Below are 22844 nucleotides of genomic sequence, written 5' to 3' on the forward strand. Positions count from 1 at the left end.
ATGTTCAGCAAAGACCTCGAACACACCATCGGCCAGTGCTACAAGCGCGCCCGTGAGGCCCGGCATGAGTTCATGACGGTCGAACACCTGCTGCTGGCACTGCTCGACAACCCGTCCGCCCAGGCCGTACTGAAGGCCTGTGGTGCCGATGCCGACCGCCTGCGCCAGGAGCTGGAGCAGGCCATCGAGGCCTCCGTGTCCCGCCTGGCGGAAGACGATGGCCGCGACACCCAGCCGACGCTGGGCTTCCAGCGCGTGCTGCAGCGGGCCGTGTACCACGTGCAGTCCTCGGGCAAGAAGGAGGTCACCGGCGCCAATGTGCTGGTCGCCATCTTCGGCGAGAAGGACTCCCATGCCGTCTACTACCTCAACCAGCAGGACGTGACCCGCCTGGACGTGGTCAATTACCTGTCCCATGGCATCGCCAAGCTGGGCGAGGAGGGCGAACAGCCTTCCTCCGAAGGCGAGAGCCGGGCCGAGGGCGGGGAGGGCGAGCCGAAGGGGGATGCCCTGACCGAGTTCGCCAGCAACCTCAACGAGCAGGCCCGGGCCGGACGCATCGACCCGCTGGTCGGGCGTGCCGACGAGATCGAGCGGACCATCCAGGTCCTGTGCCGCCGTCGCAAGAACAACCCGCTCTACGTGGGCGAGGCCGGCGTCGGCAAGACCGCGATCGCCGAAGGCCTGGCCCGGCGCATCGTCGAGGGCTCGGTGCCGGAGGTGCTGGCCGATGCCGTCATCTATTCGCTCGACCTGGGCGCACTGGTGGCTGGCACCAAGTACCGTGGCGACTTCGAGAAGCGCCTGAAGAGCGTGCTGACAGCCCTGAAGAAGGTGCCCAATGCCGTGCTGTTCATCGACGAGATCCACACCATCATCGGTGCCGGTTCGGCGTCGGGCGGCACCATGGATGCGTCCAACCTGATCAAGCCGGCGCTGGCGTCGGGCGAGCTGCGCTGCATCGGCTCGACCACGTTCCAGGAGTACCGCGGCATCTTCGAGAAGGATCGCGCCCTGGCGCGCCGCTTCCAGAAGATCGACATCGTCGAGCCGACCGTGGGTGAGACCTACGAGATCCTGCAGGGCCTGAAGGGCAAGTACGAAGCCCACCACGGCGTGACGTACTCCGACGAGGCGCTGCAGGCCGCGGTGGACCTGTCGGTCAAGCATATCGGTGACCGCCTGCTGCCGGACAAGGCCATCGACGTGATCGACGAGGCAGGTGCGCGCCAGCGGCTGTTGCCGGGGGACCAGCGCAAGGAACTGATCGACGTGGAGGAAGTGGAGGCCATCATTGCCAAGATGGCGCGCATCCCGACCAAGCAGGTCAGCGCCACCGACAAGGATGTGCTGCAGCACCTGGAGCGCAACCTGAAGATGGTGATCTTCGGCCAGGACCCGGCCATCGAGACCCTGTCGTCGGCGATCAAGCTGGCGCGCTCGGGCCTGGGCAATCCGGAGAAGCCGATCGGCAACTTCCTGTTTGCCGGCCCGACCGGTGTCGGCAAGACCGAGGTGACCAAGCAGCTGGCCCTGCAGCTGGGCATCGAGCTGGTCCGCTTCGACATGTCCGAGTACATGGAGCCGCATTCGATCAGCCGCCTGATCGGTGCGCCCCCGGGATACGTCGGCTTCGACCAGGGCGGCCTGCTGACCGAGAAGATCGTCAAGACGCCGCATTGCGTGCTGCTGCTGGACGAAATCGAGAAGGCGCACCCGGACATCTTCAACATCCTGCTGCAGGTCATGGACCGGGGCGTGCTGACCGACACCAACGGACGTGAAGCGAACTTCAAGAACGTGGTGCTGGTGATGACCACCAATGCCGGCGCGGCCCAGGCCTCGCGGCGTTCGATCGGCTTCACCAAGCAGGACCACGCCACCGACGCGATGGAGACCATCCGCCGCAGCTTCACCCCGGAATTCCGCAACCGCCTCGATGCGGTGGTGCAGTTCCAGGCGCTGGGCTTCGAGCACATCCTGCGTGTGGTGGACAAGTTCCTGATCGAGCTGGAGATGCTGCTGCAGGAGAAGCACGTCAGCCTGTCGGCCACGCCGACCGCGCGCGACTGGCTGGCCCACCATGGCTTCGACCCGCTGATGGGTGCCCGTCCGATGGCGCGCGTGATCCAGGACAAGATCAAGCGTCCGCTGGCCGACGAGCTGTTGTTCGGCAAGCTGGTCAACGGCGGCAAGGTCAGCATCGATGTCCGCGACGACGAACTGGTGGTCGAGACCCAGGCCGAGCCGGAGCGGCTGCTGCCGGCCACGGTGGAGTGAGCTGACGCCACGGGCTGTGGCGTGAAGGACTGGAAAGGGCAAGGGCGGCTTCGGCCGCCCTTGTGCTGTCAGGTGTCAGCGGCTGCGACGGCGCGCTTCACGCGTGAACCGCTCGGCATCGATCGGCTCGATGCGCGCCACCTCGCAGGAGCCGCGACCGGTGTCCAGCTTGCTTCGGCCCTCGCTGCACAGCGTGTCAGCCTCCTTGCCGTCGGTCGTGAAGCCGAGGCGGGTGGCCAGCACGGCGGAAGGGCAGCTGTTGCGGAAGTGCACGACATAGTGCGCTTCGCCGGAGCGGAGCAGGATGTTCCTGTCGGCGCCGGCGCGAACGATCTGCTGTTCGCCGGACAGCGGCACGCACTGCGTCGCCGGGGTGTCGGCCGCATGGGCGGACGGGGCCAGCAGGGCGATGGCGGACAAGGCCAAGGGGGCGAGCAGGGAAGTGAGGTTCATGGCGGGGCAGGGGTGGCGATCCGGAGTGGATCGGATCCCAGAATGCTGCCGCTGTCGCAACTGCGAATCTGCCGCAAGCAGGGCTGACTGACGTCATGGTGAGATCGGTCACGATGACCTCCGGCAGGGCCGGAGAGCGGGCATGACAAAAGGCCAGCAACCCAGGCTGGCCTTGTCGAAGTGGCGCGACGCGCCGACCGCTTACTTCATGCGGTAGGTGATACGGCCCTTGGTCAGGTCGTACGGGGTCATTTCAACCTTGACCCGGTCACCGGTGAGGATGCGGATGTAGTTCTTGCGCATGCGGCCGGAGATGTGGGCGATGATCTCGTGCCCATTTTCCAGACGAACGCGGAAAGTGGTGTTCGGCAGCGTCTCGCTGACGGTGCCCTCGAACTCGATGGAATCGTCTTTCGACATGTAGTCCTGTGCGGTTCAGAAAACGGCCACGCTGGGCCTAAGGCGCAGTATTTTACGCGGGACGCGGCCGGCTTGCAAAGTTTATGTTAACCCCCGGCCAGGACGCGGGCCGGCAAGCGGCCCATGTGCCGGGTCCACGGGCCTTCACGCCCCGGGCAGCGCACGGCCTGCCGCACGTGGTCCAGAAACGCGGCGCGTGGCAGGTGCACCGCACCCATCCGCAGCAGATGTGGATTCTCCACCTGTGCATCGATCAATTCCCAGCCCCAGCCATGCAGGGTGGCCGCCAGCGCGGCCAGCGCGATCTTGGAGCCGCCGCTGGCGCCGCTGAACATGCTTTCGCCGAAGAACACCGTACCGATGGCCACGCCATAGATGCCACCGACCAGGGTCTGCCGGTCCCAGACCTCGACGGAATGGGCGAACCCGAGGTCGTGCAGCCGGCTGTAGGCCTCGACCATTGCCGGGCTGATCCAGGTGCCGTCCTGTCCGGGGCGCGGCGCGGCAGCACAGGCGCGCATCACCTGGCTGAAGGCGGTGTCGGCAGTCACCTCCCAGTGGCTGCCGCGCAGCTGGCGGCGGAAGCGGCTGGACAGGTGTACGCCGGAGGTGCGGAACACCATGCGTGGGTCCGGTGACCACCACAGGATCGGCTCGCCGTCGCTGAACCACGGGAAGATGCCGCCGGCATAGGCATTCAACAGGCGTGCAGGATGCAGGTCGCCGCCTACGGCCAGCAGGCCGTCGGGACTGCGCAGCGCGGTTTCAGCGGGCGGGAAGGGGGCGTCCGGCGCATCGTCCAGGCGCCAGGGCAATTGACGGGTCATGCCGGGAGTGTAGCGATGCCGGCGCATCCATTCTGCGGCGGCGCTAGTCCTGCGTGCGGAACGGGCTGTGTTGCTGCAACGTCTGCTCATAGCGCCGCACGTCCCTGCGCTCCTGCCTGCACCAGTCCTGCAGAGCTTCTGCGAAATCCGCATCGGCCACCCAGTGCCGGCTGCGCACCCGCGTCGGCAGGAAGCCGCGCGCCAGCTTGTGTTCGCCCTGTGCGCCGGGCTCGAAGCGGGTCAGGCCTTCGCGCAGGCAGTACTCGATGCCCTGGTAGTAGCAGGCCTCGAAGTGCAGGCCAGGCAGGGTAGCGCCACCCCAGTAGCGGCCATACAGCGTGTCGCCCCCACGCAGGCACAGGGCGCCGGCAATCGGTTCGCCGTCCTGTTCGGCCAGGAACATCACCAGGCCGCGCCCGAGGCTGCTGGCCAGGTGGCGCAGGAAGGGCTCGGTGAGCGCCGGTGCATTGCCGTACTCGACGAAGGTCTGCAGGTAGAAACGGTACATCGCCTGCAGGTCGGCACGGCTGGCCTCATCGCCGTGCACGACGCGGAAGCCGATGCCCTGGCGGGTGACCCTGGCGCGCTCCTGGCGGATGTTCTTGCGGTGCTTGTGGTCCATGGCGCCAAGGAACTGATCGAACGTCGTCCAGTCGCCCGGGTTCTGCCACTGGAACTGGATGTCCTCGCGCAACAGCCAGTCATCGCCGAACAGCGCTTCATCCGCTGCGGTGTGGAAGTTGATATGCGCCGAGGACACGCCCAGCGTGGGCAGCGCCCCGCGCAGGGCCGACAGCACGCCCGCGCGGGCTGGATCGTCCCGGGCCAGCAGCCGCGGTCCGGTCACCGGCGAGTACGGCACGGCGCCGAGCCATTTCGGGTAGTAGTCGCGGCCATGCCGGGCATAGGCATTGGCCCAGGCGTGGTCGAACACGAATTCGCCGTGGGAGTTGGTCTTCAGGTAGCCGGGAATCGCCGCGACCAGGACGTCGCCCTCCCACAGGGTGAAATGCCATGCCTGCCAGCCCCAATCCCCGCGCAGGCAACCGTGGGCTTCGAGTCCGGCCAGGAAGGCGTAGCTGACGAAGGGATTGCGGCCATCATGCAGCGCGTCCCAGTCGGTGGCGGTAACGGACTGCAGCGAGTCGAGGAAACGGGGGGAGGGCATGGGCCAAGGATAGGTCAGAAGAAAACAGAAAGGCCGGCGCTTCCGCGCCGGCCCCCAGGATCAGTCATGGCGTGGAGCAATCTTCAGCCGGCCTTGCCCTGTGCATCCAGATAGCGCTCGGCATCCAGTGCGGCCATGCAGCCGAAGCCGGCGGAGGTGATGGCCTGCCGATAGTGCTGGTCGGCCACGTCGCCCGCGGCGAACACGCCTTCCACCGAGGTCTGGGTGGCGTTGCCGCCCAGGCCCGAGCGGATTTCCAGGTAGCCGTTGTTCATCGCCAGCTGGCCATCGAACAGGGTGGTGTTCGGGTGATGACCGATGGCCACGAAGAAGCCGTGCGCGTCGATGTCGCGGGTGCTGCCGTCCAGGGTGGACTTCACGCGCACACCGGTCACGCCGGCATCGTTGCCCAGCACTTCCTCGACCTGGTGGTGCCAGACGGTTTCGATCTTGCCGGCCGCGACCTTGGCGAACAGCTTGTCCTGCATGATCTTTTCCGCCTTGAGGGTGTCGCGGCGGTGGACCAGGTAGACCTTGCGGGCGATGTTGGACAGGTACAGGGCCTCTTCCACCGCAGTGTTGCCACCGCCGACCACGACCACGTCCTGGTCACGGTAGAAGAACCCGTCGCAGGTGGCGCAGGCGGACACGCCGCGGCCCTTGAAGGCCTCTTCGGTCGGGATGCCCAGGTACTTGGCGGTGGCGCCGGTGGCGATGATCAGGGCGTCACAGGTGTATTCGTGACTGTCGCCGATCAGCCGGAACGGGCGCTGGGACAGGTCGGCGGTGTGGATGTGGTCGAAGATGACCTCGGTCTCGAAGCGCTCGGCGTGAGCCTGCATGCGCGCCATCAGGTCCGGGCCCATCAGGCCATGGGCGTCACCCGGCCAGTTGTCGACCTCGGTCGTGGTCATCAGCTGACCGCCCTGCTGCAGGCCGGTGATGACGACCGGCTTCAGGTTGGCGCGGGCGGCGTAGACCGCAGCGGTCCAGCCGGCCGGGCCGGAACCGAGGATGACAAGCCGTTGGTGGCGGGAGGGCAGGCTGGTGCTCATGTAAACTCGCGAAAAGGTAAGTGGGACAAGGCGCTGGCGATGTTTGCGCAGCATCCATGGCAGGTCATAGAGTGGCGGCTGGGGCAGGGCGATTCAAGCCGATGAACAGAACGCCGTCGCCCATCGACGGTTTCCGGCCCCGGAGGGCGCCTCGCAGCGTCGCATAACTGAAAACTGACGCCGTCTCATTTATTATCAATCACTAACAGCGCATTCCAAAGGTATGGTCTAAGGTGGCGAAGCAGGTCCCCGAACGCTCCAAGTCCGACGACAGCAAGGCGTCACGTCGCACGGCCGCGGCGGCGGCGACGACCGACAACCCCCGCCGCCAGCGCCTCTGGCGCGACCTGGGCCTGATCGCGATCGCGCCGGCCCTGCTGTACCTGGCGGCAAGTCTGCTCACCTACTCGGCGTCGGACCCCGGCTGGTCGCATACCGGCAGCGTGGTCGCGCCGGTGCACAACATGGGCGGCCGCGCCGGTGCCTGGATCGCCGACGTGCTGCTGCAGTTGTTCGGCTACATCGCGTTCCTGCTGCCGGTGGTGCTCGGCGCGCTGGCCTGGATCGCCATGTTCGGCCTCAAGCGGGAAAGCAAGGGCGAGAACGACCTCGATCCGGCCCTGCGCCTGGTCGGTCTGGTCGGCTTCCTGATCGCCGGTACCGGCTTCCTGCATGTGCGCCTGTTCAATGGTGATGTGTCCAGTGCGGGCGGCATCCTTGGCAAGCTGGTGGGCAACTCGCTCACCGTCGGGTTCGGAGCGCTGGGCGCGAACCTGTTCGTGCTGGTGCTGCTGCTGGCCTCGATCACCCTGGCCACCGGCCTGTCGTGGTTCACGGTGATGGAGAAGATCGGCCGTGGGGTGATGTCGCTGGCGCCGCTGCTGGAGCGCAAGAAGGAACAGGCGACGGAGTGGAAGCAGACCCGTGCCCTGCGCGAGGAGCGCCAGGAAGTCCGCAAGGCGGACGCCGAGGTGCGCGCCAAGCGCGAGCCGGTGAAGATCGAACCGCGCCCGGAACCGGTGATCGAGAAGAGCGACCGGGCCAAGCGTGACAACCAGATACCGATGTTCCGCGGCGTCAACGGCGATGGTTCGGACCTGCCGCCGCTGGCCCTGCTCGATGATCCCAAGCCACAGCCCAAGGGCTACGACGAGGAGACGCTGGAGACCCTGTCGCGGCAGATCGAGTTCAAACTGAAGGATTTCCGCATCGATGCGCAGGTGGTCGGCGCCTATCCGGGCCCGGTCATCACCCGCTTCGAGATCGAGCCGGCGCCGGGCATCAAGGTCAGCCAGATCAGCTCGCTGGACAAGGACATCGCCCGCGGCCTGTCGGTCAAGTCGGTGCGCGTGGTCGATGTGATTCCCGGCAAGTCGGTGATCGGCCTGGAGATTCCCAACGTCACCCGCGAGATGATCTTCCTGTCCGAGCTGCTGCGCTCGAAGGAGTACGACAAGGCCTCCAGCGTGCTGACCCTGGCGCTGGGCAAGGACATCGCCGGCCGCCCCACCGTGGCCGACCTGGCGCGCATGCCACACCTGCTGGTGGCCGGTACCACCGGCTCGGGTAAGTCCGTGGCCGTCAATGCGATGGTACTGAGCCTGCTGTACAAGGGCTCGCCGAAAGATCTGCGGATGCTGATGATCGACCCGAAGATGCTCGAACTGAGCGTCTACCAGGGTATCCCGCATCTGCTCGCGCCTGTGGTCACCGACATGAAGGAGGCCGCCAACGGCCTGCGCTGGTGCGTGGCGGAGATGGAGCGCCGCTACAAGCTGATGAGCGCGGTGGGCGTGCGCAACCTGGCCGGCTTCAACAAGAAGGTGAAGGACGCCGAGGACGCCGGCCAGCCGCTGATGGACCCGTTGTTCAAGCCGAACCCGGAGCTGGGCGAGGCGCCGCGCCCGCTGGAGACGCTGCCGTTCATCGTCATCTTCATCGACGAATTCGCCGACATGATGATGATCGTCGGCAAGAAGGTCGAAGAACTGATCGCACGTCTGGCACAGAAGGCACGTGCAGCCGGCATCCACCTGATCCTGGCCACCCAGCGTCCGTCGGTGGATGTGATCACCGGCCTGATCAAGGCCAACATTCCCACCCGCATCGCGTTCCAGGTGAGCTCGAAGATCGACTCGCGCACCATTCTCGACCAGTCCGGCGCGGAGACGCTGCTGGGGCACGGCGACATGCTGTACCTGCCGCCGGGCACCGCCATGCCCGAGCGTGTGCACGGCGCGTTCGTCTCCGACGATGAAGTGCATCGCGTGGTCGAGCATCTCAAGGCGATGGGTCCGGCCGATTACATCGAGGGCGTGCTGGACGAGGTTCAGACCCTGGGGGACGGCGTGGTGGTGGGTGCCACCGGCCTGCCGGAAACCAGTGCCGGCGGCGACGAGTCGGATCCGCTGTATGACGAGGCACTGAGGGTGGTCACGGAGACCCGCCGCGCGTCGATTTCCGGCGTGCAGCGCCGGCTGAAGATTGGCTACAACCGTGCGGCGCGACTGATCGAGGCCATGGAAGCGGCCGGCGTTGTCAGTGCGCCCGAGCACAATGGCGACCGGACGGTGCTGGCACCGCCGCCGCCGAAGTAAGGCCCGACGTACCCCCACGACGTCCAAGGATCCGACGAATGCTTCATCCCGTACCACGCGCGCTGGCGCTGGCGCTGGCTGGCCTGATGGCCGCCAGCCCGGCCCTGGCGGAGACCGCCACCCCCGCGCCCGCTACGGCGCCGCCTTCCACCAGCGGCGATACCGAAGCCAGCAACAACTTCAGCATCGTCCGCTATCGCGCCGACTACCAGGTGCGGCCCGACGCAGGCAATGTGCAGACCGAGACCTACGAGGTCCTGCTCAAGACCAAGGCCTCGGTCGAGCAGTTCAGCCAGGTGCGGCTGAGTTACAGCGAGAAGATGGAGACGCTGGAGGTGCTCGACGCCTACACCATCACCGCCGATGGCCAGCGCCGTGACGTTCCGGCAGATCGCATCTACACCCAGGAAAGCTATTCCAGCGCCTCGGCAGCGATGTACGCCGACCGCAAGGTGCGGGTGATCGTGTTCCCGAACCTGGCGCCGGGCACGCGCCTGTATTACCAGGTGCGCCGCACCCAGGCCACGCCGTACTTCCCGGGCTACTTCGGCCTGTGGGAGACCTTCAATGTGTTCACCGAATACGAGGATGCCGAGGTGACGCTGAGCGCACCGGCCAACCTGCCGATGTTCGTCGACAGCCGCGGCGTGCAGGGCAGCGATCGCCCGGTGGTGAGGAACGGCCAGGCGCAGTGGCGCTGGCGCTACCAGCGCCGCGAGGCGATGCAGGCGCAGAACTGGTCGGCCGCCGGCTGGGAGTTCGGCCCGAACATCATGGCCAGCACCTATCGTGACTGGGCGCAGATGGGCCGGGCGTACCAGCTCAAGGCCGGTCCCGCCGCGCAGGTCACGGCGGAGATCCAGGCGCTGGCCGACCAGGTCACCGCAGGCATCGGCGACCGTCGCTCGCAGGCCGATGCGCTGTACCGCTGGGTCGCTCAGAACATCCGCTACGTCGCGGTGTACCTGGGCAATGGCGGGCTGGAGCCCAACAGCGCGCAGAGCATCCTCGACAACCACTATGGGGACTGCAAGGACCATGTGACCCTGCTGGAAGCCCTGCTGGCCGCCAAGGGAATTGCCAGTTCGCCGGTGCTGATCGGCGCCGGTGGCGGGCCGACGCTGCCGAAGATTCCGGTGCTGGGGCGCTTCAACCACGCCATCACCTACATTCCCGAGTTCGATCTGTACCTGGATTCGACCACCGCCTGGGCGCGCTTCGGCCAGTTGCCCGAGGGCGACCTGGGCGCGCCGGTGATGCGCACGGCCGACGCGAGCCTGGCACGCACGCCGGCCAATGGTCCGCAGCGCAACGCAACCTCGATGGAGGTGCGCTTCACGTTCGATGCCACCGGCAATCTGCGTGGCGAGACGATTCCGCAGCTGGGCGAGAATGCGGAGATCGGCATGCGCGCACAGTTCGCCCAGCTCAATGCGCAGAATCGGGCGCGCGCCGAGGAGTCGATCATGGCGGCGTCCGGTTTTGATGGCCGCGGCCAGCTGCAGCTGCAGGGCGTCCCGGTCGATCTGACCCGGCCGTTCGGCTACCGCATGGCCTTCCAGGCGGAAGACTACGTGGACTTCAGCGTGGCCGGGGGCATGGCGGTGCCGGATCCGCCAGGCGGCGAGTCGGTGCGCGGGCTGTACGCTACCGCGTCTGCACCGGCCAACGAGACGCCGTTCTACTGCAACGCGAGCCTGCGCGAAGAAACCTATCGCCTGCAGTTCCCGGCCAACGCGCCGATCATCGCCGTTCCGGCCAGCCAGCGTTTTGCCAATGCCGCGGGCGAGTACCGGGTGGAGTGGAGCCGGCAGGGCCAGGAGGTGATCGTCCACCACCGCCTGCAGCAGAATGCCGTGCGTGGACCGGAGGCACTGTGCCAGCCCCAGGACTACACCGCGTTCCGCGCGCTGTATCGCGAAGTGCGCCGCGGCTTCCGCGGACAGGTCCTGTATGGAAGGCTGCCTGCGCCGGCCAACTGAATCCCCGGTGGACGTGCGGGGCGGCATAATGTCGCCCTGATCGCCCATTCATCTTTGCCCGGGCACACTGACATCCACCTTTCCTTGCGCCCGCGCCCACAGGATTCCCGCATGAACGTCCGCCTCCGCCGTATTCTTGCCGCCAGCACTCTCGCCATGGCCTGCGCCGCCGCGGGCAGCGCGTGGGCGGGTGCCCGCGATGACCTGAAGAACTTCACCAGCGGCCTGAAGGGCCTGGATGGCCAGTTCAGCCAGCAGGTGTTCGACAGCCGCGGCAAGGTCAAGGAGTCGACCAGCGGCCGCGTGGCCCTGTCGGCCCCGCGCCTGTTCCGCTGGGAGTACGTGCGGCCGCATGAACAGCTGATCGTGGCCGACGGCAAGAAGGTCTGGATGTACGAGCCGGACCTGGAGCAGGCCACCGTGCGCGAGCAGGGCAAGGAAGAGCAGAACAGCCCCTTGACCGCGCTGATCAACCCGGCGCTGCTGGAGCAGCAGTACGACCTCAGCGAGGAGGCGGCACAACGGGATGGCCTGCAGTGGCTGTCGCTGTCGCCGAAGCGCGATACCGAGGCCAGCTTCCAGTACGCTGCACTAGGCTTCAATGCCCAGGGGCTGGCGAGGATGGAGATCACCGACGCGGTCGGCCAGCGCACCGTGATCAATTTCAGCGGCTGGAAGCGCAACCCGACGTTCGCGGCCTCGACCTTCCGCTTCAGCCCGCCGGCGGGCACCGACGTCATCGGCAACTGATGCGTGACGCCGGGCATGGCCCGGCGCTACCGATGTGCGCATTTCGCCGATCCGCCGGGCATGGCCCGGCGCGACCGACGGGGGGCGCGGTACAATAAGCGGGTGCCAAGACAACGCTCCACTTCCTTCCCCGGACCCGATCTGCTGAGTGTCGATCGGGATCATCTGCGCCCGCTCGCAGAGCGCATGCGTCCGCAGACGCTCGATGAAATGGTCGGGCAGAAGCGCCTGCTCGCTCCGGACAGCGCACTGCGCCGGGCGGTCGAGTCCGGTCGCGTGCATTCGATGATCCTGTGGGGTCCGCCGGGCTGTGGCAAGACCACGTTGTCGCTGCTGCTGGCTGAGTATTCCGATGCCGAGTTCCGCGCCATCTCCGCCGTGCTGTCCGGCCTGCCGGAGGTGCGTCAGGTCCTGGCCGAAGCGGCGCAGCGTTTCGCCGAAGGCCGGCGTACCGTGCTGTTCGTCGATGAGGTGCATCGCTTCAACAAGGCGCAGCAGGACGCGTTCCTGCCGCATATCGAGCGCGGCACCATCCTGTTCGTGGGTGCCACGACCGAGAACCCGTCCTTCGAGCTGAACTCGGCGCTGCTGTCACGCTGCCGCGTGCACGTGCTGGAGGCGGTCTCGCCCACCGACATCGTCGAGGCACTGCAGCGGGCGCTGGGGGATCGCGAGCGCGGCCTGGGCCAGGAGTCCATCGAGGTTGCGCCCGAGCTGCTGCTGGAGATCGCCACCGCTGCCGATGGCGACGTGCGCCGCGCGTTGACCCTGCTGGAAATCGCCGCCGAACTGGCAGGGGGCGAGGGCGGGCACATCACCCCGCAGACGCTCACCCAGGTGCTGGCCGACCGTACCCGCCGTTTCGACAAGGGTGGCGAGCAGTTCTACGACCAGATCTCGGCGTTGCACAAGTCGGTGCGCAGTTCCAATCCCGATGCGGCGCTGTACTGGCTGACCCGCATGCTCGACGGCGGCTGTGATCCGTCGTACCTGGCGCGCCGGCTGACCCGCATGGCGATCGAGGACATCGGCCTGGCCGATCCGCGAGCACAGAGCATGGCGCTGGAAGCGTGGGACATCTACGAACGGCTGGGCAGCCCCGAAGGCGAGCTCGCGTTCGCCCAGCTGGTGCTGTACCTGGCCAGCACCGCCAAGTCGAATGCAGGCTACGCGGCGTTCAACCAGGCCAAGGCCGACGTGCGCCAGAGCGGTACCGAAGAGGTGCCGCTGCACCTGCGCAACGCGCCGACCAAGCTGATGAAGGAACTGGGCTACGGTGCCGAGTACCAGTATGACCACGATGCGGAAGGCGGGATCGCGCTGGATCAGACCGGCTTCCCCGATGCGATGGGCGAGCGCGTGTACTACAACCCGGTGCCGCGCGGACTGGAGATCAAGCTGAAGGAAAAGCTCGACCGGTTGCGCGCCGAGCGCGAGGCGGCGCGGGCGGCGAAGCGGCGTTGATCGCCGTTACGCAACCAATCCGATTGTCGGGTCCACGCTGATTCGAGAGAATCCCCGGTTCACTTCTCAAGGATGACGTTCATGCAGGACATGACTCTGGCGTTGAAGCGCTACGCCCAGTTCGAGGGTCGGGCCAATCGCCGCGAATACTGGATGTTCCAGCTGTTCCTGTTTCTGGTGGCCACGGCGGTGTCGCTGCTGGCCGGCGTGCTGGCGATCCTCATGCGCTCCAGTCCGGATGCACTGAGCGCCATCCTGATCGGCACGATGGTGCTGCTGGGCCTGATGTGGCTGGCGACGATCGTGCCGCTGATCGCCGTCACCGTGCGCCGTCTGCATGACTGCAACCAGTCCGGCTGGCTCTATCTTCTGGCATTGGTGCCGATGGGCGGCCTGGTGATCCTGGTGTTCGCTCTGCTGCCGGGCACGCCGCAGGAAAACCCGTACGGCCCCGTGCCTGCGGGCCCTTGACGCGGCACCCGCCGGGCAGCGCCCGGTCCTGGGAATCGGCCCTCCCGCCTTGGCGGGAACGAGATGATGCGTCCCATGACGCCGCGTTATCGCGCGCGTGATACACAGTGTGACGTTTGATCGTTGTGATAATCATTCGCGTTTAAGGTAGACTGCGGTCCCTTGTGAAACAGCGGCCCAGGCCGCTGACGTCGCCCGCCGATGAAGCATTTCGTCCTGCCTCCGCACCGTGGTCCGCTGGCCCGCGGCCTTGCCGTCCTGATGATGGGTCTGCTCCTGGCTACCCCGTATGCGTACGCGCAGCAGCGCAATCCGCTGCAGAAGATCGGCCACACCGTGCTGGATGAGCCGGCCGCCAGCTATCGCTTCGAGCATTTCGTGATCGACAGTGCCGACACGCAGCGCCGCTGGCGGGTGAATCTGGCGATTCCGGTCCGCGCCTCCAGTGCACCTTCGCCGGTGTTGTACGCGCTGGATGGCAATGCGGTGGCGATGGTGCTCGACCAGCCGCTGCTGGCTGAACTTGCAGCGCTCAAGGCGCCTCCGGTGCTGGTGCTGATCGGCTATGACAATGATCTGCGCATCGACTCGAAGGCGCGGACCCGTGACTACACGGCATGGATCGACCGCGCCGACGATGAGAGCGGCGCAACCCAGGCGGTCGGCGGCGGCGCTGCGGCGTTTCTTGATGTGATCGAGCGCCGCATCAAGCCCGAGGTGGAGCGTCGCGCGCGCGTCGACACCGGGCAGCAGGCGCTGTGGGGGCACTCGCTCGGTGGCCTGTTCGTGCTCAACGCGCTGTACACCCGGCCGGCCGCGTTCCAGGCCTATCTCGCCGCCAGTCCGTCACTGTGGTGGGCGCAGGGCGCGGCGCTGGGCGATCCCGAACAGCAGTTCGTGCAGAACGTGCACGGGCAGCCGGCCAGGGTCTGGCTGATGCTGGGAGGCGCCGAGCGCGTCGGCGACCGCGGCAAGCGTGACCTGAACAACCCGCGGGTGGTCGCGCACCTGCGCCGCATCGGCGGCGCCACGCCTGACGCGGCGATGCAGTTGTCCGAGCGGCTGCGCCGGGTGCCGGGGCTGAGCGTGCAGTACCGCGAGTTTCCTGGCCTGGGCCATGGCCCGATGCTGCCGGCGTCCTTCCACGCGGCGCTGCATGAGCTGTACGGGGTGACCGATCGCAGTGCAGGCGATGGCGCCAGTGCAACGGATGGGCCGTCCAGCGAATGAATCCCTTCGCGCGGCGTGCCGTGCGACCCCACTACCCAGGCGAGGCTGCCCGCGTGCAGCGGCCCAGGCAACCGATGAATCCCGCGCCACGTGGCGCGGCCTACGTGTGCAAGGAGCCTGTCATGTCGTTCCGTTCCTCCCTTCGTCCTTCGCTTCGCTTCACCACTCTGGCCACCGGCCTGCTGCTGGCCGTCGCGGCCACCGCGCAGCCGGTATTCGATCAACCGGCCAACGCCACGTTCAAGGGCCAGGTGGTCTCGCGCGGCGACAATGTGGTGCCGGGCAGCACCGCCGATGTGGTCGGTCGCGGCTTCGTGCCGGGCCAGAAGGTCAGCCTGCTGCGCGGCGACAGCGTGTTGAACGCCCAGCCGGTGGTGGTTGATGCCGATGGCAACTTCAAGACCCAGCTGGCCATTCCCGCCGATGCCGTGCCGGGCACCCATCCGGTCGTGGTGCGGGCGAGCCAGCCGGCCGCCGCGACGGTGCTGAAGCTGCGCGTCTCGCCGCAGCTGCCGCTATCGGGCCAGGCGCAGTTCACCACCCAGTCCAACAAGCTGGTGCCGGGCCTGTACCAGTCCGCCTACAGCGCCGCCAGCAATGCGCTGTTCGTGACCTCCGCGGTCGGCCGGCCGCCGGTGACCCAGTCGCAGCTGCTGAAGATCGACCCGGCGTCGCTGAAGGTCAGCAAGGCGATCACTCCGGCGCAGGTGCCGGGCAGTACCAACGGCGCGGTCTATGCGGTGTACGGCGTGGGCGTGGATGATGCCAACGGCAACGTGTGGGTGACCAATACCCGTCAGAACAGCGTGGCCGTCTATCGCCAGAAGGATCTGTCGCTGGTGCACCAGTTCCCGGTCGATGCGGTGCCGCATGCGCGCGACGTGGTGATCGATGGTACCCGCGGCAAGGTGTTTGCCTCGGCCACCGGCGAGGATCACCTGTCGGTATTCGATGCGAAGACGTTCAAGGAGCTGCCCGCGGTGACGCTTGAATCGGGCGTGGATGACGGCAAGTTCACGCCGATGAGCCTGGTGCTGGACGAGAAGGGCGGCAAGCTGTTCACCGTCAGCATCGGCACGCCGGAGGCGGCGGTGATCGACGTGGCCAGCGGTGAGGTCGAGAAGGTGATCGATCTGGGCAACTCGATCAGCGCGTCGGGCGTGGCGTTCGACGCGGCGCGCAACCGGTTGTACGTGGCGTCGCAGGGCACCGACAACCTGCTGATCGTCGACGTCGCAGCCGGCAAGGTGCTGCACGATGTGCCGGTGGGCGCGGGTGCGCTGAACGTCGCCTTCGATGATGCATCCGGCCTGGCCTATGTCAGCAACCGTGGCGCCGGCACCGTGACCGTGGTCGACCGCGAGGGCAAGGTGGTCGCCAACCTCGACGGCGGCACTTTGCCGAACCACGTCCGTGCCGATGGCAAGGGCAACGTGTTCGCGGTGAACAAGTCGCGCGGCGCTGAAGACCCGAAGGGTGACCGCATCACCCGCATCACCCCGAAGCAGTAAGTCAGACGGCAGGGCGGCGCGCGCGTCGCCCTGCCAGCAAGGAGAACGTCCATGAACATCGTGCCCCGTCTGCGCCTGTGCGCACTTCCGTTGGCTGTTTCGCTGGCACTGGCTGCCTGTGGCGGCTCGTCGGCTCCCTCCGATGCCAAGAAGCCTTCCGAACCGCCGCCGGCGGCAATGGCGGCCGCCGCGGACACCGCGTTGCCGGCAGGCTGGAAACGCGTGGCCGGTGCCGAGATGCCGGCCGTGCATGACCAGAAGGCCGTGCTGCCGGCCAAGGTGCATTCCGATGACGGCGCCGATATCGCGGTGACCGACACCCGCCGGATCATCGCCGGTGGCGACGACGTCATCGCGGTGATCGAGGCGCTGGGGCTGGGCAAGCAGGTATTTGCCGCCCCGACCAACACCACCACCGAGGCTGGCCGGGCTGCGCCGCACCAGTTCCTGTTCAACCGCACCACGGGTGTGGAGGGTGTGCTGAGCCTGCGGGGTTCGCTGTTCCTGGGCAACAGCCTGCGCCGCCACACCGAGCTGGCTAAGAAGCTGCGCGAGGTGGGGGAGCCGGCGGTGGTCATCGACGATCTGCAGCCGGCGCCGGACAAGGTGCGCAAGGTCGCCGCCGCACTCGGGCTGGCCGAAGCAGGGCAGACGCTTGCCACGCAGGTGCAGCGTCAGCTGGATGAGGCCGCAGCGATCGGCCGGGGCCTGGGCCATGCGCCGCGTGTGATCCATGTGTCGGCCACCGGTGCCGGTGGCGCACCAACCGTTGCGGGCGCCGACAGCGCATCGGCGCAACTGATCGCGCTGGCCGGCGGCGTCAACATCGGCACCGAAGCGGGAGTGAAGAACTACTCGCAGCTGAGCAATGAGGGCGTGGTCGCCGCGGCACCGGAGGTGATTCTGGTGACCGAGCACGATCTGCAGCTGTTCGGCGGTGCCGAGGGCCTGTGGAAGTCGTACCCGACGCTGAAGCAGACACCGGCCGGGCAGGCCAACCGGGTCTGGGTGATGCCGGATGTGCAGCTCAAGTACACCAGCGTAGGTTCCGGGGCTGGCGCACTGGCGCTGGCGCGGGCGCTGGCGGCGCTGCCGAAGGCATGAGTCCGGCGGACCGGCGCCGTCGTCGCGGGCGGACGATGTTGATGGTGGCGATGCTGGCACTGCTGGCCGCCATTCTGGCCTCGTTTGCGGTCGGGCCACTGCGCTTGCCACCGCTGGAGGTGCTGCAGGCGCTAGCGGTGAAGATGGAGCTGCTCGATCCGCAGGCGGTGAGCAGCCGCGACCTGGCGGTGGTCTGGCAGCTGCGCATCCCGCGCGCCCTGTTGGGCGCGGTGGTGGGGGCATCGCTGGCGATGGCCGGTGCCAGCCTGCAGGGCCTGTTCGGCAATCCGTTGGCGGACCCGGGCATTGTCGGCGTCAGCCAGGGCGCCGCGCTGGGCGCGGTCGCCGCCATCGTGCTCGGTGCTGCAGGTGCGGCCGGCTGGTTGGTGCCGGTGGCCGCGTTTGCCGGCGGTGCGCTGGCGATCGGCCTGACCTACGCCCTTGCCCGGCCGGGCAAGGGCAGTGGCAATGCCACGCTGTTGCTGGTCGGCATCGCCATGGCGGCGTTCTGCTCGGCGCTGATCGGTTTCCTGACCTACATCGCCAGCGAGAGCGAACTGCAGTCGCTGGTGTTCTGGCAGATGGGTTCGCTGGCCCGCGCCAGCTGGAGTGATGTCGCCGCCGTGGTGCCGTTGTTTGCCATCGGCGTGTTCGCGCTGCAGCGCCTGGCAACGCCACTGGACATGCTGGCGCTGGGGGAACGCCAGGCCCAGCATCTGGGCCTGGACGTGGCACGGACCCGCCGCCGGCTGGTGGCGTTCAGTGCCCTGCTGGTGGGTGCGGCCGTCGCGTTTGCCGGTTCGATCAGCTTTGTCGGCCTGGTGGTGCCACACGTGGCGCGCATGCTGGTGGGGCCGGGGCACCGCTGGTTGCTGCCCCTTTCCGGCCTGCTGGGGGCGCTGCTGATCGTGGTGGCCGATACGGCCGCGCGCACGCTCGACCCGCCGGCGGAGATTCCACTCGGTCTGTTCTCGGCTGCACTGGGTGCACCGTTCTTCCTCTGGCTGGTGCTGCAGCAGCGCCGCAAGGCAGCCCCATGACGGCCCTGCTTCATCTGCGCGACGTCGTGGTGCGACGCGGGCAGCGCGAGATCCTGCACGGCATCAACCTGGCGTTCGAGCCGGCGACGGTCACTGCCTTGGTGGGGCCCAACGGCGCTGGCAAATCGACGCTGCTGGCAGTCGCTGCAGGCGATCTGCGTGCCGATGCGGGTGAGGTGAGCCTGCTTGGCAGGCCGCTGGCCGGCTACAAGGCCGGTCCACTGGCGCGCGAGCGCGCGGTGATGCCGCAGGAGCACGGCGTGCGCTTCGCCTTCAGCGTGGAGGAGGTGGTTGCGATGGGGCGCCTGCCACACCCGCCCGATCCCGTACGCGATGGCACGCAGGTGGAGGCCGCGATCGACGCGACCGAACTGCAGGCGCTGCGCCTGCGCGAGGTGCAGCAGTTGTCCGGTGGCGAGTCGGCCCGGACCACGTTCGCGCGCGTGCTGGCGCAGGATACGCCGCTGCTGCTTCTCGACGAGCCGACCGCTGCGCTGGATCTGCGCCACCAGGAGCGTACGCTGCGCAGCGTGCGTGCCTGTGCCGAGGCCGGGGCCTGCGTGATCGTGGTGCTGCACGACCTGAATCTGGCCGCCGGCCATGCCGACCGCATTGTGCTGCTGGAACAGGGCAGGGTGGCCGCCGACGGCTCACCCGCGCAGGTGTTGACCGTGGACACGCTGCAGCGGGTCTACCAGCAGGAGGTGGTCGTGCTGAAGCATCCGAAGCGGGGCGTGCCGCTGGTGGTGGTCACCTGATCCGGGCGGCGAAAGGAATCCTCATCGTTCCACTGGTGCGCGCAATCTGCACTTGCGCGCCAGATTGGCAGGTCTAGAATGCGCCCCATGAACCGGATGCCGCTCCTGAAGTTTTTCACCCTGACCCGCGCAAGCGCGGAACGGGCGTGTCTGCCTGGAGCTCGACGGGGCCGCTGAATCGGCCACCGTTGGACCATCCACAGAGCGCCCTCCGGGGCGCTCTTTTCGTTTCCGCAGTCCCTTTCATCCACCCGCTGCACCGCAAGGAGAACGTGCCATGCACCAGATCGCCGAGACCGAACGCTAGCCGCGCACCCTGTCGCCAACCGGGGTGCGCGGCCCCCGAAGTTGGCTTGCAGGAACCCATCACATGAACACCCAGATCCTTTCCCGTCGTCGCAACCTCGGCATCATTGCCCACATCGACGCCGGCAAGACCACGCTCACCGAACGACTGCTGTGGAAGAGCGGCGAGATCCACCGCGTCGGTGAGGTCCATGACGGCAACGCCACCACCGATTTCTCAGCGATCGAGCGCGAGCGTGGCATCACCATCGGCGCAGCAGCCGTGCAGGCGCAGTGGGCGCCGCGCGATCTGCCGCCGCATCGGCTGACCCTGATCGACACCCCGGGCCACATCGATTTCGCCATTGAAGTCGAGCGTTCGCTGCGGGTGCTCGACGGTGCCGTCGCGGTGTTCTCTGCCGTGGATGGCGTGCAGCCGCAGTCGGAAACGGTGTGGCGCCAGGCGCGCCGGCACCGGGTGCCGTTGATCGCCTTCGTCAACAAGATGGATCGTGTCGGCGCCTCGTTCGAGCGCGTGCTGGAGCAGCTGCGGGACAAGCTGCAGGCGCGGCCGTGGGCGCTGGGTGTGCCGCTGGGCAGCGAAAGCGACTTCAGCGGCTGGGTCGATCTGGTGGATGAGCGCGTGCTGCAGTGGCGCGACGGCGGCGTGGTGACCATCACGCCGTGGGATGACGCTGCACGCAGCCAGTGGCAACCGCGGCGCGACGCGCTGGTGGAGGCCGTGGCCGACCATGACGAGGGTCTGGCCGATGCGTGGCTGGAGGGCCGGGTGATCGATGCGGAACTGCTGCGCGCGGCACTCCGGCGGGCGACGCTGGCCGGTGCGGGCGTGCCGGTGCTTGCGGGTGCGGCGTTCAAGGACAAAGGCATCGAGGCGCTGCTGGATGCGGTGGTCGATTACCTGCCTTCGCCGTTGGATCGGCCTGCCGTCACTGCCGAAGGCGAGGCCGGCGACGTGCTGCTGCCGCCGGATCCGGAGGGTCCGCTGGCGGGCCTGTTGTTCAAGATCACCCATCAGCAGCACGGTGCGCTGAGCTTCGTGAGGCTGTATTCGGGAACGCTGAAGGCAGGCGACGCTGTGGCCAGCTCGCAACATCCGCAGGGTCGGCGCGTGAGCCGCCTGGTGCGGGTGCAGGCAGACCAGACCCATGACATCGAGCAGGCCGTGGCCGGTGACATCGTCGCGGTGCTGGGCTGGAAGGATGCAGTCAGCGGTGAAACGCTGAGCGCACGCGATCAGCCGTTGCGCCTGGAGAGCATCCAGGCACAGGCGCCGGTGCTGGCGTGGCGCCTGGAACCTGCGCGTGCAGCGGACCTGATCCGCATGGCGCAGGGGCTGGCCAGCCTCGCCCAGGAGGATCCGTCATTCCGCGTGGAGACTGATCGCGAGAGCGGCGAAACGCTGGTATGGGGCATGGGCGAACTGCACCTGGAGGTGATGGTCGAGCGCCTGCGCAGCGAATGGAAGGTCGATGTCGGCATCGGTTCGCCGCGCGTTGCCTACCAGGAAACGCCGTTGCGCGCGGTCTCCGGCGTGGTCGGCAGGGTCGTCAAGCAGAGCGGTGGCCAGGGCCAGTTCGCCCATGTGGTGCTGGACGTGGCGCCGCGTGAGGACGACCAGGTGGTGTTCAACGATCGCATCGTCGGAGGCGTGATCCCCCGTGGTTTCATCGCAGCGGTGGAGAAGGGTGCGCGTGCGGCGCTGTCGGAAGGACCGCATGGGCATCCGGTCGTGGGCATCGAAGTGACCCTGGTGGACGGCCAGACCCATGCCAAGGATTCCTCGGGCATGGCGTTCCACCGGGCCGGCAGTGAGGCCGTCAGGGCCGCGCTGGCCAGTGCCGGCACGCAGGTGCTGGAGCCGGTGATGGCGGTAACGGTGCATTCGCCCTCGGCGTCGGTGGGCGACGTGGTCGGCGACCTCAACCGTCGCCACGGTCGCGTCGCGCGCATCGAGGACCAGGAGGGCCGTGCCGAAGTGAGCGGCTTTGCACCGCTGGCGCAACTGGTGGGCTACACCACTGCGTTGCGCTCGCTCAGCCAGGGGCGCGCCAGCAGTGAAGCGCACCTGCACGGTTACGAGCCGGTACGCGCTGCCTGAAGTGTGCAAGGGGCCCGTTCGCGGGCCCCTCTTGCTGCCGGCGAGCGGCAGCAGGGCGCATTGCAGTGCAACAAAAGTGTAGAAAAGGCTGGATTAAAGTGATGCCTCACGATAAATTGCGCACCCGTCGTTGCTTGCCGCTGTCTGCCCCCACTCATGCGTGATGACAAAGACCCCGGAACCCTGGAGCTGACCCTGCCGCGCAAGCGCGGTCGTCCGCCCAAATTCGGGTACGCGATGAGCGATGCGCAGCGCGCCGCGCGTTACCGCGCACGCAGGTCGGGCCAGGCCAACCACGCCGATGTGCGCTCCTGCAGTGACATGGTCCTGCTGGACAAGATCCGCGCCGCGGTCAGTGCGCGCGACACCGAACTGGCGGGCTTCCTTGTCCACGTCCTGTGGCAGCGCTATCCGCTGCAGCTGAAATAAGTCAGTGCCGGGGTGGTGGTCGTCACCCGGCTTGTTGATAATGCGGGATTCAGGTTGTTCCCGCTGGCGCGCCCGGGATGGCAGGCGCGCACGATGAAACGGTTCCTACGATGACCACCAGCGACACCACCACCGAAGCGGCGCAGGCCGGCACCCCCCTGTTCTACACCCGTCCGGTGCCGCTGCAGGCTGATGTGCACGCCGACCTGCGCATCCTGCCGGGCAAGCTTGATTTCGCAGCCGGCAACAACGCCATTCCGCTGGTGCTCGGCGAGTTCTCGCTGGCACTGCACCATTTCCCGATCCTGTTCGCCGGCCCCGGCGCCGTTCCGATGGCTGCCGTCGGCGTGACCAACGAGAACCTGTTCATCAAGGACGGGCTGTGGGAAGACGAGGCCTACGTTCCGGCCTATCTGCGTCGCCACCCCTTCATCTTCATCGACACCGGCGCGGACAACGATTTCCTGCTCGGCATCGATGAAGCGAGCCCGCGCGTGGTCAAGGGAGGCGAGGAAGGCCAGGCGCTGTTCGCCGACGGCAAGGCTACCGACATGGTGCAGCAGGCGCTGGAGTTCTGCGGCCAGTACACCCGCGAGCACGAACAGACCCAGGCCTTCTCCAAGGCGCTCATCGAAAAGGGACTGCTGGTCGAGCGCAACGCGACCGTACGCGCTCCGAACGGCCAGGAGTTCAACCTCAACGGCTTCCAGGTGGTCGACGTCGAGAAGTTCGTCGCGCTGCCCGAGGAAACCGTGATCGAATGGCACCGCAGCGGCTGGCTGGCCCTGATCCACCAGCACCTGATGTCGCTGGGCCGCTTCAACGACCTGACCCGTCGCCAGGTGGAACGCCTGGCAGCCTGAGCGGGCTGAAGGGCCGGGCTCCCGCGCAGCGGGGC

The 22844-nt window shown here is 67.5% G+C and carries 19 protein-coding genes; 14 read left to right on the forward strand and 5 right to left on the reverse strand.

Features of this window, described 5'->3' with window-relative positions:
* Entirely contained in the window at positions 1-2280 is a 2280-nt protein-coding gene (gene clpA / locus AC5P5M_RS11010) for an ATP-dependent Clp protease ATP-binding subunit ClpA (RefSeq protein ID WP_495205867.1), read from the forward strand.
* A gap of 75 nt (positions 2281-2355) precedes the next feature.
* Here the strand turns inward: clpA and AC5P5M_RS11015 are convergent, their stop codons facing one another.
* The 5 genes from AC5P5M_RS11015 to trxB all read right to left on the reverse strand — a co-directional run bounded on the left by AC5P5M_RS11015 (position 2356) and on the right by trxB (position 6203).
* Positions 2356-2733, reverse strand: a complete 378-nt coding sequence (locus tag AC5P5M_RS11015; RefSeq protein WP_253118448.1) for a hypothetical protein — start codon at positions 2731-2733, stop codon at positions 2356-2358.
* A gap of 201 nt (positions 2734-2934) precedes the next feature.
* Positions 2935-3153 carry a translation initiation factor IF-1 gene (infA, locus tag AC5P5M_RS11020; RefSeq protein ID WP_005409596.1) on the reverse strand — a complete coding sequence of 73 codons (219 nt, stop codon included), beginning with the start codon at positions 3151-3153 and terminating at the stop codon, positions 2935-2937.
* An 86-nt stretch (positions 3154-3239) separates the two neighbouring features.
* Entirely contained in the window at positions 3240-3980 is a 741-nt protein-coding gene (aat, locus tag AC5P5M_RS11025; protein WP_053517945.1) for a leucyl/phenylalanyl-tRNA--protein transferase, read from the reverse strand.
* 43 nt (positions 3981-4023) lie between these two features.
* Positions 4024-5148, reverse strand: a complete 1125-nt coding sequence (locus tag AC5P5M_RS11030) for a GNAT family N-acetyltransferase (protein WP_111186996.1) — start codon at positions 5146-5148, stop codon at positions 4024-4026.
* Between the two features lie 83 nt (positions 5149-5231).
* Positions 5232-6203, reverse strand: coding sequence for a thioredoxin-disulfide reductase (gene trxB / locus AC5P5M_RS11035; protein WP_053517948.1), 972 nt, complete (start codon positions 6201-6203; stop codon positions 5232-5234).
* 233 nt (positions 6204-6436) lie between these two features.
* Between trxB and AC5P5M_RS11040 the strand changes: the two genes are divergently transcribed.
* The 13 genes from AC5P5M_RS11040 (at position 6437) to AC5P5M_RS11100 (ending at position 22809) form a co-directional block, all read left to right on the forward strand.
* Positions 6437-8800 (forward strand): DNA translocase FtsK, encoded by a 2364-nt coding sequence (locus tag AC5P5M_RS11040; RefSeq protein ID WP_283219318.1) that lies wholly within the window; start codon positions 6437-6439, stop codon positions 8798-8800.
* A gap of 38 nt (positions 8801-8838) precedes the next feature.
* Entirely contained in the window at positions 8839-10782 is a 1944-nt protein-coding gene (locus tag AC5P5M_RS11045) for a DUF3857 domain-containing protein (protein ID WP_495205868.1), read from the forward strand.
* 111 nt (positions 10783-10893) lie between these two features.
* Positions 10894-11532, forward strand: a complete 639-nt coding sequence (lolA, locus tag AC5P5M_RS11050) for an outer membrane lipoprotein periplasmic chaperone LolA (protein WP_065182198.1) — start codon at positions 10894-10896, stop codon at positions 11530-11532.
* Positions 11533-11718: 186 nt separating this feature from the next.
* Positions 11719-12996 (forward strand): replication-associated recombination protein A, encoded by a 1278-nt coding sequence (locus AC5P5M_RS11055; protein ID WP_227255445.1) that lies wholly within the window; start codon positions 11719-11721, stop codon positions 12994-12996.
* Between the two features lie 81 nt (positions 12997-13077).
* Entirely contained in the window at positions 13078-13467 is a 390-nt protein-coding gene (locus tag AC5P5M_RS11060) for a DUF805 domain-containing protein (RefSeq protein WP_065182200.1), read from the forward strand.
* A 201-nt stretch (positions 13468-13668) separates the two neighbouring features.
* Entirely contained in the window at positions 13669-14697 is a 1029-nt protein-coding gene (locus AC5P5M_RS11065) for an alpha/beta hydrolase (protein WP_065182201.1), read from the forward strand.
* 122 nt (positions 14698-14819) lie between these two features.
* Positions 14820-16208, forward strand: coding sequence for a YncE family protein (locus AC5P5M_RS11070; protein WP_128988579.1), 1389 nt, complete (start codon positions 14820-14822; stop codon positions 16206-16208).
* A 51-nt stretch (positions 16209-16259) separates the two neighbouring features.
* A complete protein-coding gene (locus AC5P5M_RS11075; RefSeq protein WP_262218073.1) occupies positions 16260-17312 on the forward strand; it encodes a heme/hemin ABC transporter substrate-binding protein in 1053 nt (350 codons plus the stop codon).
* Complete coding sequence (locus tag AC5P5M_RS11080) at positions 17309-18352, forward strand: FecCD family ABC transporter permease (RefSeq protein WP_164152907.1); 1044 nt, start codon at positions 17309-17311, stop codon at positions 18350-18352. The genes AC5P5M_RS11075 and AC5P5M_RS11080 overlap by 4 nt, the downstream gene beginning before the upstream one ends.
* Complete coding sequence (locus tag AC5P5M_RS11085; protein WP_495205869.1) at positions 18349-19110, forward strand: heme ABC transporter ATP-binding protein; 762 nt, start codon at positions 18349-18351, stop codon at positions 19108-19110. The genes AC5P5M_RS11080 and AC5P5M_RS11085 overlap by 4 nt, the downstream gene beginning before the upstream one ends.
* A gap of 370 nt (positions 19111-19480) precedes the next feature.
* Positions 19481-21517, forward strand: coding sequence for an elongation factor G (fusA, locus tag AC5P5M_RS11090; RefSeq protein ID WP_495205870.1), 2037 nt, complete (start codon positions 19481-19483; stop codon positions 21515-21517).
* Between the two features lie 156 nt (positions 21518-21673).
* On the forward strand, positions 21674-21946 hold the full coding sequence (locus AC5P5M_RS11095; RefSeq protein WP_019659661.1) for a hypothetical protein: 273 nt from the start codon (positions 21674-21676) through the stop codon (positions 21944-21946).
* 110 nt (positions 21947-22056) lie between these two features.
* Positions 22057-22809, forward strand: coding sequence for a SapC family protein (locus tag AC5P5M_RS11100; protein ID WP_053518557.1), 753 nt, complete (start codon positions 22057-22059; stop codon positions 22807-22809).
* The last annotated feature ends 35 nt before the right edge of the window (positions 22810-22844 follow it).

This window comes from Stenotrophomonas sp. YJH_SMC_106-19 (genome assembly GCF_059368375.1).